9 protein-coding genes are annotated in these 12,904 nt (G+C 35.1%); 1 reads left to right on the forward strand and 8 read right to left on the reverse strand.

Annotation, left to right across the window (positions count from 1 at the left end):
• Nucleotides 1-490: 490 nt before the first annotated feature.
• The 6 genes from J3U35_RS07365 to miaB form a co-directional block, all read right to left on the reverse strand.
• On the reverse strand, nucleotides 491-1,672 hold the full coding sequence (locus tag J3U35_RS07365; protein WP_267360528.1) for a serine hydrolase: 1,182 nt from the start codon (nucleotides 1,670-1,672) through the stop codon (nucleotides 491-493).
• Between the two features lie 14 nt (nucleotides 1,673-1,686).
• On the reverse strand, nucleotides 1,687-2,793 hold the full coding sequence (mrdB, locus tag J3U35_RS07370) for a peptidoglycan glycosyltransferase MrdB (protein WP_267351159.1): 1,107 nt from the start codon (nucleotides 2,791-2,793) through the stop codon (nucleotides 1,687-1,689).
• Between the two features lie 2 nt (nucleotides 2,794-2,795).
• Complete coding sequence (gene mrdA, locus J3U35_RS07375) at nucleotides 2,796-4,733, reverse strand: penicillin-binding protein 2 (protein ID WP_416380690.1); 1,938 nt, start codon at nucleotides 4,731-4,733, stop codon at nucleotides 2,796-2,798.
• Nucleotides 4,734-4,750: 17 nt separating this feature from the next.
• The gene (locus tag J3U35_RS07380) at nucleotides 4,751-5,767 is read right to left on the reverse strand and encodes a PhoH family protein (RefSeq protein WP_267351162.1); all 1,017 of its coding nucleotides are present in this window, start codon (nucleotides 5,765-5,767) and stop codon (nucleotides 4,751-4,753) included.
• 24 nt (nucleotides 5,768-5,791) lie between these two features.
• Nucleotides 5,792-6,271 (reverse strand): zinc-ribbon domain-containing protein, encoded by a 480-nt coding sequence (locus J3U35_RS07385; protein WP_065558468.1) that lies wholly within the window; start codon nucleotides 6,269-6,271, stop codon nucleotides 5,792-5,794.
• Nucleotides 6,272-6,335: 64 nt separating this feature from the next.
• Nucleotides 6,336-7,763 carry a tRNA (N6-isopentenyl adenosine(37)-C2)-methylthiotransferase MiaB gene (gene miaB, locus J3U35_RS07390; RefSeq protein ID WP_267351163.1) on the reverse strand — a complete coding sequence of 476 codons (1,428 nt, stop codon included), beginning with the start codon at nucleotides 7,761-7,763 and terminating at the stop codon, nucleotides 6,336-6,338.
• A gap of 1,064 nt (nucleotides 7,764-8,827) precedes the next feature.
• On the opposite strand from miaB, the gene J3U35_RS07395 reads away from it, so the two are divergent.
• Complete coding sequence (locus J3U35_RS07395) at nucleotides 8,828-10,063, forward strand: N-acetylmuramoyl-L-alanine amidase (RefSeq protein ID WP_267360529.1); 1,236 nt, start codon at nucleotides 8,828-8,830, stop codon at nucleotides 10,061-10,063.
• A 33-nt stretch (nucleotides 10,064-10,096) separates the two neighbouring features.
• Here J3U35_RS07395 and rsmG read toward each other — a convergent pair whose 3' ends face one another.
• Complete coding sequence (gene rsmG, locus J3U35_RS07400; RefSeq protein WP_267360531.1) at nucleotides 10,097-10,705, reverse strand: 16S rRNA (guanine(527)-N(7))-methyltransferase RsmG; 609 nt, start codon at nucleotides 10,703-10,705, stop codon at nucleotides 10,097-10,099.
• Nucleotides 10,683-12,575 carry a tRNA uridine-5-carboxymethylaminomethyl(34) synthesis enzyme MnmG gene (mnmG, locus tag J3U35_RS07405; RefSeq protein ID WP_220216197.1) on the reverse strand — a complete coding sequence of 631 codons (1,893 nt, stop codon included), beginning with the start codon at nucleotides 12,573-12,575 and terminating at the stop codon, nucleotides 10,683-10,685. The genes rsmG and mnmG overlap by 23 nt, the downstream gene beginning before the upstream one ends.
• Nucleotides 12,576-12,904: the final 329 nt, after the last annotated feature.

The raw sequence follows: 12,904 nt of genomic DNA on the forward strand, positions 1-12,904 counted from the left end.
AATAATTGAGGGCATCGATAATCAGAAAAGAATCAAGAAATTGATGTGATAATGATTGTAAGTTGAGATACAAATCATCATGAAAATGACAGAAATTACCGTAAATAGGTAATCGGTTATCTGATAGCACTAAACAACGAACCACAACTACTCCTTAATATCCATACTATCCCTAATTAACTTTTATTTATGTTATCGATTTTGATAATCTTAATCATTTTACAATGATAAGATCATTCGTTAAGCTAAGCAAGCTTTTGTTAAATAAATTGAAAATATTTTGTTAATAAGGTTAATTTTTTATTGCTATTGATAATGGATACAGTGATGTTAAACGCATTTAAATAAAGTGAATTGACGGCTTTTAATTTTTAAATATCGAGGGGAAGATGATACTGGAACAGGAAATATATTTTCATCAAATCATTAATGAAGGGCTATAAATAGAGCGTTTTGCAAGCTTTGCTTGCAAAACTAAAAAAGGAAGCTATTAATTAAAAATTTTTACAAACTGTAATTCTATCCAATCCCATACAGATCCAAAGAACCCAGTTTCTGCAACATTTTGCAGTGCCACTAATGGTTGTTCATTAATCACTTTGCCATCTAATAAAAATTGTATTTTACCTACTGTTCTTCCTTTCATTATCGGTGCATAAATATAGTTATCAATGATATATTTTATTTGTAGATCAGCTGAACGACCTTTTGGTACAGTAACATATGCACCGTCTATTGAACCTAGTTGGATTTTATTTTCATCTCCATACCAAATGGATTCAGTAAATAAAGGCATATTCGCTTTTATAGGGTTAGCCGTTTCGAAGAATCGAAAGCCCCAAACTAATAATTTCTTACTTTCTTCTTCCCGACCTTTATAGGTTCTTCCGCCTAATACTGCCGATATTAAACGTGTATTACCCTCGACAGCAGAGGCAACTAAGTTGTAACCAGCTGCTTGGGTATGACCTGTTTTGATTCCGTCTACATTTAATGTAGTATCCCATAGTAAGCCATTACGATTTAATTGCGGTTTAGAGAGATTATAAGTAAATTCTTTTTCTTTATAAATCGCATATTCATCAGGTAAATCACGAATCAATGCGCGACCTAATAACACCATATCTTTGGCTGTGGTATATTGTCCTGGCGCATCAAGTCCATGTACGGTTTCAAAATGGGTATGTTCCAAACCTATTTTTTTGGCATAGTCATTCATTAAATTTACAAAAGCACCTTGGCTACCTGCGATATGTTCAGCCATTGCAATACAAGCGTCGTTACCTGATTGAATGATGATACCTTTGTTAAGATCCGAAACAGAAACGGTTTTACCCACTTCCAAAAACATTAATGATGATCCTTTTAATACAGGGTTACCCGTTGCCCATGCATCTTTACTGACTACAACCATATCATCATTTTTAATTCGACCTGAGTGTAAAGCTTGACCAACTACATAGCTGGTCATCATTTTGGTAAGACTGGCTGGATCACGTTGTTGTTCAGCGTTATATTCCGCTAAAATTTCGCCTGATTTGGCATCCATTAAAATATAAGATTCAGCATTTAATTGGGGAATAGCTGGAATAGGAAAAGGCATATCAGCAGATGCTGATGTGCAAATTGACAGCATCAAGATAGCAAAAGATAATTTAAATTTCTTTTTCATTTATTTGAATTCCGTTAAATATTTTTAGATAACATATATCGATGTGTGTGAATAGACATCATAATGCCAAAACATGCCATTAAAACGACTAATGATGAGCCACCGTAACTTATTAAAGGTAATGGTACACCAACTACCGGTAAGATTCCACTGACCATACCGATATTAATGAACACGTAGACAAAGAATACTAAAATCAGACCACCAGATAATATCCGACCAAATGTCGTTTGTGCTTGTGATGCAATAATTAACCCACGAACAATTAAACATAAAAAAAGAATTAACAGAACGATAGTACCAATAAAACCAAATTCTTCTGCAATTACAGAAAAAATAAAGTCAGTATGTCTTTCTGGTAGGAATTCTAATTGTGATTGCGTGCCTTCAAGCCATCCTTTACCCCATATCCCTCCAGAACCAATGGCAGTTTTAGATTGAATAATATGATAACCCGTACCATTTGGATCTCGCTCAGGATTAAAAAGTGTTAACACCCGTTCACGTTGATAATCATGCATTAAAAAGAACCACATGATAGGTAAAAAAGCAGCAATTAAGATGACAGCAACAATGATAAATCGCCAATCAATACCAGCCAAAAAGATAATAAATATTCCTGACATGACAATTAATATAGCTGTACCTAAATCCGGTTGCATTGCAACAAGTAAAGTTGGCACACCAATAATAGCCAAGGTTTGTAATGTGGTTTTTAAAGGTGGAGGACAGCCATCACGATGAATAAATTTAGCAACCATTAATGGCACGGCTATTTTTGCAATTTCTGATGGTTGAAATCGCAATACACCTAAGTCTAACCATCTTTGTGCGCCTTTACTGGTGTAACCAAAAATATCAACAAACAGTAAAATGATAATACAAAAAATATAAAGATAGGGAGCCCATTTTTCATAGGTTCGAGGTGAAAATTGAGCTAAAAATATCATGATAAAAAAACCAAGGAGTATTTGTATCACTCGCTTTTGTATCATATCGATATTTTGCCCACTCGCACTCCAAAGTATATATAAGCTATAACAGAGTAGTAGCGTTATAAATAGAAAAAAAAGGGGATCAATATGTATCTTTTGCCAAAAAGATTTTTTGATGTTATTCATAATTAATTTTCATATCCTGTATCTTGAGCTGCGTCATCGAGATCAGTGGAGTGATTGCCTAATAGATAAAAATCAAGAATTTTGCGTGCAACCGCACCACCATTTGAGCTTCCGCCCCCCCCATTTTCAAGTACAATAGCCAATGCTATTTTGGGTTTATCGTAAGGCGCATAAGCAATAAATAATGCATGATCACGTAAATGCTCGGGAATATTGTTCGCATTATAAGTTTCGTTTTCTCTTAAACCATACACTTGTGCTGTTCCTGATTTTCCTGCTGCTTGATATTGAGCGCCAGCATACACTTTACGTGCTGTTCCTCGTGAACCAAACATCACTCTATACATCCCTTCTTTCGCTAAATCCCAATAATTTGTTTTAACTTCTGTTAAATTATTTGGCTGTTCAAATTGAACGGGATCAATGTGAAACTGATCTTCATTGGAATTTAAAATATCACTCTTTTTATACAGTAAAAAATGGGGGGTATAAGTTTTTCCATTATTAATTAAGATAGTTAATGCTTTTGCCATTTGCATTGGTGTTGCAGTCCAGTATCCTTGACCAATGCCAACAGGGATAGTGTCTCCTTGTAACCAGGATTTTTTATGACGTTTACTTTTCCATTCTCGACTTGGCATAACAGCGCGTGTCTCTTCACTTGGTGACATATCAATTCCAGTGCGTTGACCATAGCCAAATTTAGTCATCCATAAACTTAAACGATCAATCCCCATATCATAAGCAACTTGATAAAAATAGGTATCTACTGATTCTTCTATCGCTTTTAGTACATCAACCCGACCATGTCCCCATTTTAGCCAGTCTCGGTAACGTCTTTCAGTTCCCGGTAATTGCCACCATCCGGGATCGTTAACCACGCTTTTGGGCGTTACAACCCCTTCACTTAATGCAGCTACAGAGATAAAGGGTTTTACGGTTGAAGCAGGTGGATAAGCCCCCAATAAAGCCCGATTAAATAAAGGTTTGTTCGGATCATTGAGTAATTCATTATATTTTGCACTTGATATCCCTCCAACAAAATCATTTGAATCATAACTAGGGCTTGAGACCATCGCTAGGACTTCCCCGTTATTGGGATCAATCGCCACCACAGCAGCTTTGCGCCCAGCAAGAAGTTTTTCGATGTAAAGTTGTAATTTGAGATTTATTGATAAATAGATATCTTCGCCTGCTTGCGGTGGATGCTGTTCAAGCAGTCGGACGATACGTCCGCGACTATTAACTTCAACTTTTTCATAACCAGCTGTGCCATGTAATATGTTTTCATAATAGCGTTCAATGCCCATTTTTCCGATATTGAGCGTCGCAACATAATTACTGGTTTTATTTTCTTCTTCTAACCGCTTTTTATCTTGGCTATTTATTTTTGAGATATACCCCAGAATGTGAGTTAGTGATGCACCATAAGGGTAATAGCGGTGTTGTATTTTAACAATTGAGGCAAAAGGAAATCTGTGTTGATCGACAACAAATCGTGCAATTTGTTCTTTACTAAGGTTATCTTTTAGCGGAACGGGTCTGTGAGCGCGATAATTTCGTCTTTCTTTTTGGAAATTTTCAATATCTTCATCTGTCAAATCAACCACTTTTTTTAATTGTTCAAATTGTTCATTCAGATTTTTGGTTTTATCAGGAATAATGTTTAGTTGATAGGTGATATTATTACTGGCTAATGGCGTTCCATTACGGTCATAAATCATGCCGCGACTAGGAGGAATAGGTATAATTTCGATACGATTATTATTTGATTTAGTACTGTAATAACTAAAATTAGCAATTTGAAGATCCGCTAAATTCACTAATAAAATAATAATCAAAAAGATAATTACCACAAAAGCAAACAAAGCTCTACGCAGGAATAAGTTTGTTTCTGCTGAATGATCCCGAATATTAGTTCGCTTTTTTTTTGTTGTAATAGGGATAATAATACTCCTTAAATACTGCTTTTTAATTGATGCTCTTGTTGTTCCCACTGTTCATAAGCGTTGACAATTCTGGCAACTACCGGATGACGAACAACATCTTCACTATTAAAAAAGTTAAAACTAATTTCATCAACTTGGCTTAAAACTTCAATTGCATGACGTAAACCGGATTTTTGGTGACGCGGTAAATCAATTTGAGTGATATCCCCTGTTATAACAGCTTTTGAGTTAAAGCCAATGCGTGTTAGAAACATCTTCATTTGTTCTATTGTGGTGTTTTGGCTTTCATCGAGAATAATAAATGCATCATTTAGAGTACGACCACGCATATACGCTAGTGGCGCAACTTCAATCACGCTTTTTTCAATCAGTTTTTCGACTTTTTCAAAACCCAGCATTTCAAATAGCGCATCATAAAGTGGGCGTAAATACGGGTCGACTTTCTGGCTTAAATCACCTGGTAAGAATCCAAGTTTTTCACCCGCTTCAACAGCGGGTCGAGTCAGTACTATCCGACGAATCTGTTGCTTTTCTAATGCATCAACAGCAGCTGCCACCGCTAAATAGGTTTTACCCGTTCCCGCAGGCCCAATACCAAACGAGATATCATAATCTAAAACATGCGCAATATATTGAGCCTGATTGGGCGTTCTTGGTTTGATTACCCCACGTTTTGTTTTAATCATCACCATTTTACTTCCATGCTGATCAGTATAAGCAGGAAGATGTTCTTTCATTTTTTCAAGCGCACCGGATTCTTTTATCGCTAAATGAATGTGTTCGGGTTCAATATCAATAATGTTGTTTTTGGTTTTAGTTTGTTGATAAAGTGACTTTAAAATCTGATCGGCTGCGTTAACACAAATCTGATCACCGGTAATCAAAAATAGATTACCTCGATGATTAATTTCAATACCAAGTCGACGTTCAAGTTGTTTTACGTTGTCATCATGAGGGCCACAAAGACTATTTAATCTTTGATTATCATCTGGTTCAAGCACGGTTTGATGTGTAATAATTTTCAATGATAAGCCCTCTAATCATTCATGTTAATTGCTAAGATATCCTTCACATAAAGGACATTTTTCAACACCTTTTAAAAATTCCTTTTTACAATGATGACAAGTAACAATATTTCCCGATACTATCTGATCAACCAGTTTTGTAGCCTGTTGTTCATCTAATCCTTGCGTTTTTAGTTTATTGATCATCATTGAGATTGGTGTACCACTTTTTAATTCTTGCTCAACATCCTGACCAATTTCTTCTTCTAATGTAGGCGGTACATATTTTAAAACATTTTCATTATATTCTGAATGACAATGATTACATCTAATGTATCTTCCTAATGTTTGAAAACTGAATATTGGTATAAAAAACAATGTAAAATATCTTGCCACTTTAACTTGCGTATATTGTTGTTGTTTTTCATCAGTTTTAATGTTTTGCTGTGTACAACAACTAGGGCAATTAAATTGCCCTGTTTTTTCGTTTACTTCACGACCTCTCGAGCCGAATATAATAAGCATTTTTTTCTTTCCTTTCCATTATGATAAAATATTATTTTTTTAATAATTCAATATGTTATTTTTATTATGGTTGGTAGATACCGACACCTAAATCGTTTTCTTTACGGGTTCTTGAGATTACAGACATAGGAGATTCACTCACACGCAGATCCATTTCATCCTCGGTACGCACAACTTTACCTCTTAATGAATTTGGATAAACATCGGTAATTTCAACATCAACAAATTTACCAATCATATTAGGATGACCTTCAAAATTAACAATACGATTATTCTCAGTTCTGCCCGTTAGTTCCATCAGATCTTTCTTAGATGGTCCTTCGACTAAAATGCGTTGCACAGTATTTAACATACGACGGCTAAATTGCATTGCTTGTTGATTGATACGTTCTTGTAGGATATAAAGACGTTGTTTTTTCTCGTCTTCAGAAACGTTATCTTCCATTTCTGCCGCTGGTGTACCAGGGCGTGCAGAATAGACAAAGCTATAGCTTAGGTCAAAATTGACATCAGCAATTAATTTCATGGTTTGTTCAAAATCTTCTTGTGTTTCACCCGGGAATCCAACAATAAAATCAGAACTAATTTGAATGTCTGGACGGACTTTGCGTAGTTTTCGGATAATTGATTTGTATTCAAGTGCCGTATGCGTACGTTTCATTAAATTTAAAACACGATCCGATCCACTTTGCACGGGTAGATGTAAAAAGTTAACTAATTCAGGCGTATCACGATAAACATCGATAATATCATCAGTAAACTCAATTGGATGACTAGTTGTAAAACGAATACGGTCAATACCATCAATGGCAGCGACTAACCGAAGTAGTTCTGCAAATGAACAAATATCGCCATCGAAGGTTGGTCCTCGATAAGCATTGACATTTTGACCAAGCAGATTAACTTCACGCACACCTTGTTCTGCCAGTTGAGCTATTTCATAAATTACATCATCACAAGGTCGGCTCACTTCTTCACCACGGGTATAAGGTACCACACAATAGGTACAATATTTATTACATCCTTCCATAATCGAAACAAACGCTGTCGGACCTTCACTGCGAGGTTCAGGTAAGCGATCAAACTTTTCAATTTCAGGAAAGCTTACATCGACAACATGATTTCCTTTTCCACTTCGAATTTGCTCTATCATTTCCGGTAAACGGTGAAAAGTCTGCGGACCGAAAATAATATCGACAAAAGGTGCACGTTTACGAATATGCGCACCTTCTTGAGAAGCCACACATCCACCAACCCCAATGATAATTTCGGGATTATGTTGTTTTAAATTTTTCCAACGTCCTAATTGATGAAAAACTTTTTCTTGCGCTTTTTCTCGAATCGAGCAAGTATTTAATAATAAAATATCTGCTTCTTCTGCGTTGTCTGTTAATGTTAAACCGTGGGTGGATTCAAGGAGATCTGCCATTTTGGTTGAATCATATTCATTCATTTGGCAGCCCCAAGTTTTGATATGTAATTTTTTGCTCATCAATAACTCAGCTATATTTAATTGTTAAAATGAAAACGGGTTTAAATCCGCGATTTTAGCGTGCCATATTGTAATCCTTTGTGAATGTAGGGTCTATAATAAAATAATAATTGTTATCTAAAAAAAATAATTTCAATTTAACCTTTTTAATTTATGCTTAAAACAGTTAACATAAAATTACTAATTAATTGTTATATTTTTCATTTTTTTGGATTATAGTTACTACTACTGATTTGTATCATTTGGTTCTACCATAGGATTTTTCAGTATTAACATAGTTGTCAGCAGGAACTACATAAAGTTATGCTACCAACTTGAATGACTAACCATTTGTTAGAATTTCTCGTCAGAACTTATTTTAAATATTTCAAAATGATTTGAATAATTCAGAAATATTTAAACAAAATAAATCCATCTAGTGTAGTCGTTTTTAAGACTATTGCTATTTAGATTTTAAATGACATAATGAGGGCGAGTGACTTAGGTTACTCGTCTTTTTGTAACGATAATCTTTATATTTATTTCAGATGCTCTTAATAACTCTATCAATCAATTAAATATTTTTAATTTTTAGTCACTAAATTACCTTTCATATTTTTATTCTAAATGATATACTACTTAACAGTTACTAAATGCTTTCTTTATTAAATTAAAGATTGACTTTAGTTAACAATCGGTGCTTATTGTTGGAGGACTACAACTAACAATACTTTAGCACTGAATTGACTGGCCATTAAGCTAGATTTTCTCGTTAATGTTTGTTGGGATAAATTTAACGAGAAGTAACTCGTTATTTATCAGTAGTCCTCCTTTTTAAAGGAATCGATATAACTGCTAAATACAGTTTATAACATACTCTTTTGGTAGTTTTCAAAGTTCTTCCAATTGAGTGAGAGAGTAACTTCTGTTACTCTCTTTTTTTTAATTTTATGAATATGTTTTCGAATTAAAGCAAAAGCTTTTTTTACAACGATGCGAAACAGTTATTATTCTTGGTAACTTTTACCATTCACAATAATTTATGTTATTATCCGCCTTAATTTAATTATTGAAAGTGCCTAGATATGTCAAAAACGTTCAGTCCAACAAAACGCCTTTTAGTTAAAGGTATTCTTGCGACTTGTTTATTGTCTGTCACTCGTGTTGGTCTTGCTTCAGCAATGGCACAAATGGTCGCTGTTCGTATTTGGCCTTCCTCTACTTATACACGAATTACGTTAGAATCTAATAGTAAGCTTAAATACAAAAGTGCTGCATTATTTAACCCAGATCGATTAGTGATCGATATTGATAATATCAATTCAAATCCTGTTTTAAAAAGTATTTCATCGAAAGTATTAAGTCACGATCCTTACATCAAATCAATTCAAGTTATCCAGCTGGATGCTAAAACGGTCAGAATCATGATCGAAGCTAAGCAAGGAATAGACCCCAATACTTTTACGTTACCCCCTGTAGCCGAATTTAAAAACCGTTTAGTCATCGATCTTTATCCTTCAAAACAATCTTCAATAACAGATGATGATCCTTTATTAGCACTGTTAGAAGAATATACAAAAGGTGATCTAAACCAACAGCAAGCTGAGATCAAACCACCCATTAATAAAAAGAAAAATAGCCCGATTATTGTGATGCTCGATCCCGGTCATGGCGGTGAAGATCCGGGTGCGATTGGCTATAACAAAACCAGAGAAAAGGATATTGTTTTACAAATTGCACGCAGAACTTTTAATTTATTGAAAAAAGAGCCGAATGTTAAAGTCTATATGACCCGTAATGAAGATGTGTTTATCCCATTGAAAGTACGAGTAGCTAAAGCACGATCTTTACATGCCGATCTTTTTATTTCTATCCATGCAGATGCATTTACCAGTCGATCAGTTAGAGGATCTTCTGTATTTTCATTATCCACCCGAGGGGCGACAAGTTCGGCAGCAAATTATTTGGCTCAAACACAAAATAATGCCGATCAAATAGGTGGCGTGAGTCGCAGTGGTGATAAATATTTAGATAATACTATTTTAGATTTAGTCCAAAAAACAACTATTAGCAACGGTGTATTATTAGGTAATGCTATATTAAATCGACTAAAAGGCGTCAATAGTTTACATAAACCTTCACTTGAAAAAGCAGGTTTTGCTGTTTTAAAAGCCCCTGATATTCCTTCTGTTTTGGTCGAAACCGCTTTTATTAGTAATATTAACGAAGAAAAAAAATTAAAAACCGCTTCTTTCCAGAATCAAGTATCAAAAGCGATTGTTAGTGGTATCAAAGATTACCTGAAAAAACGTAAAAATTAATATTTCTTTCTCAGGTAAAAATTAAAATTATCGTCAATTAACTTTAGTAATAATCGTTAAACATCTATCCGCATTTAATTGTGGAATAGTCAGTTTGATATTCTGTTTAAGTTCGAACCCATCAGGGATAGGATCTTGTTCACTACCTTTTAAAGCATAAAACGATCCCTGTTGATTTGGTAGATGCTGACACCAAGTGAGCATATCTTGTAATGAAGCAAACGCTCGGCTAATGACCCCATCAAACTGTTGTTCGGTATAGTCTTCTATGCGGCTTTGCACCGGATTAATATTATTCAGTTTTAATTCAAATTTTACCTGTTTTAAAAAACGGATACGTTTTCCTAAACTGTCAACTAAATCAAATTGTTTATCCGGATTGATGATCGCTAATGGAATACCAGGTAACCCAGGTCCTGTTCCGACATCAATAAAATGTTCGCCCACTAAATAGGGCGATACCACTAAACTATCCATAATGTGTTTTACTAACATTTCGTTGGGATCACGCACAGCAGTTAAATTATAGGCCTTATTCCACTTATTCAGCATTTCAACATACTCAATAAGCAGATCAATTTGCTGATCTGTGATCAAAAGATCTGTTTGATCAATAAGATTAGTGAGTTTCTTTTTTAACATAATTCTTCTTTTTTAAATAAACTAATAACATTGATATTGCCGCTGGTGTTATGCCTGAAATACGTGAAGCTTGCCCGATCGATACTGGTTTATGCTGTTTCAATTTAGCGACAACTTCGTTTGATAATCCAGAAATTTCAGCATAATCAATATGCTCAGGAATTAATGTTTCTTCGTTACGTTTTTGGCGCTCGATTTCTTCAATTTGAAGTTTAATATATCCATCATATTTAACTTGAATTTCAACTTGTTCTGCAGCACTAGGATCAGTTAATCCAGGCGCAAATAGTGATAATGATTTCAATGTGTTATAGCTCATTTCAGGGCGTTTAAGTAACTCTTCACCATTTGCTTCTTTGGTTAAATTAGCACTTAAAACGGCATTCACTTCATCAATAGTTTCAATATGTGGATGCACCCATATATCACGTAAACGGGCTCTTTCTTGTTCTATCGCTTCAAATTTTTCGTTAAATTTTTGCCAACGATAATCATCAACCATGCCTAGCTTACGACCAATTTCAGTTAAGCGAATATCAGCGTTATCTTCACGTAACATCAAACGATATTCAGCACGAGAAGTAAACATTCGATAAGGTTCATTGGTGCCTAACGTACAAAGATCATCAACCAGTACACCTAAATAAGCTTGATCACGCGTTGGATACCATTGATCTTGATCATAAACGAACCGTGCGGCATTTAAACCTGCTAACATGCCTTGAGCAGCTGCCTCTTCATACCCTGTTGTTCCATTAATTTGTCCTGCTAAAAATAGCCCTTTGATCACTTTACTTTCAAGTGTAGGTTTGAGATCACGAGGATCAAAATAATCATATTCGATCGCATACCCGGGTCTGATGATATTAGCCTTTTCAAGACCTTTCATACTACGTACAAAAGCGAGTTGCGTATCAAATGGTAAACTGGTTGAGATCCCATTTGGGTATATTTCGTTACTATCTAATCCTTCTGGCTCTAAATAGATCTGATGAGAATTGCGATCTGAAAAACGCATAATTTTGTCTTCAATTGAAGGACAATATCTTGGACCTACGCCTTCAATCACCCCTGTGTACATTGGGCTTCGATCTAAGCTGTTACGAATGATCTCATGTGTCGTTTCGTTTGTGCTTGTTATATAACATGGGATCTGTTTTGGGTGCTGATTAGCATTACCTAAAAACGAAAATACCGGAACAGGATCATCTCCATATTGTGTACCTAATTTAGAAAAATCAATTGTTCGGGCATCAATACGCGGTGGTGTACCTGTTTTTAATCTTCCCATTCTAAATGGGTATTGATGTAATGATTTAGATAGTCCAATTGAGGCAGGATCCCCTGTTCTTCCTCCACTGTAATTATCTAAACCAATATGGATTTTTCCATTTAGAAAAGTGCCAGCCGTTAAGACGACGGCTTTAGCTTTAAAAGAGACGCCCATTTGCGTTTTAACTCCGGTGATCTGATCGTTTTCAATGATCACATCTTCTACGGATTGTTGAAAGAGCATTAAGTTTTCTTGGTTTTCAAGTGTTGTTCTGATCACTTTTCGATAAAGCGATCGATCCGCTTGTGCACGTGTTGCTCTGACCGCTGGACCTTTACTGCTATTAAGGATCCTAAATTGGATCCCTGCAAGATCAATCGCATGAGCCATTAATCCGCCCATGGCATCGATTTCTTTTACCAAGTGACCTTTACCAATACCACCTATAGCAGGATTACAGGACATTTGTCCTAATGTATTGATATTATGGGTTAAAAGTAGTGTTTTGCGGCCCATTCTTGCTGATGCCATGGCAGCTTCTGTGCCAGCATGACCGCCGCCGACAATAATGACATCAAAAAGATCTGGATAAAACATATAAAGCCTCGTTGTTATTTTCTATGAAGATGATTGTTAGTTCAGACATGTTGTTTTGATCTAAATTAGCGTTAGCGATTTTACTCATCTTTTTGAATACGTCAAATGATCTAATTTGATCGCCATTTAAATTAAATAAGATCTTTTATGTGATCTTTTTATTTTTATTACTACTAGAGTGGATCCTTTCTGTTGATAACTGGATATAGTAATTATTTTATAGGATCTTATTGATCCTGTAACACTGTTAATTGATAGGATCTTTGTTGATCTAAACTTGTTGATAATTAGCTTAGTTATCCACAATTGGTTTTGTCATTTAGGTTATT

Source organism: Gilliamella sp. B2717 (assembly GCF_026536675.1).
GTDB lineage: Bacteria > Pseudomonadota > Gammaproteobacteria > Enterobacterales > Orbaceae > Gilliamella > Gilliamella apicola_I.

What these genes read in the sequence shown, in the direction of transcription:
- J3U35_RS07395 (WP_267360529.1), top strand. Translation starts at nt 8,828, where the DNA reads ATGTCAAAAACGTTCAGTCCAACAAAACGCCTTTTAGTTAAAGGTATT.
- miaB (WP_267351163.1), bottom strand. Translation starts at nt 7,763, where the DNA reads ATGAGCAAAAAATTACATATCAAAACTTGGGGCTGCCAAATGAATGAA.
- J3U35_RS07385 (WP_065558468.1), bottom strand. Translation starts at nt 6,271, where the DNA reads ATGCTTATTATATTCGGCTCGAGAGGTCGTGAAGTAAACGAAAAAACA.
- rsmG (WP_267360531.1), bottom strand. Translation starts at nt 10,705, where the DNA reads ATGTTAAAAAAGAAACTCACTAATCTTATTGATCAAACAGATCTTTTG.
- J3U35_RS07365 (WP_267360528.1), bottom strand. Translation starts at nt 1,672, where the DNA reads ATGAAAAAGAAATTTAAATTATCTTTTGCTATCTTGATGCTGTCAATT.
- mnmG (WP_220216197.1), bottom strand. Translation starts at nt 12,575, where the DNA reads ATGTTTTATCCAGATCTTTTTGATGTCATTATTGTCGGCGGCGGTCAT.
- mrdB (WP_267351159.1), bottom strand. Translation starts at nt 2,793, where the DNA reads ATGAATAACATCAAAAAATCTTTTTGGCAAAAGATACATATTGATCCC.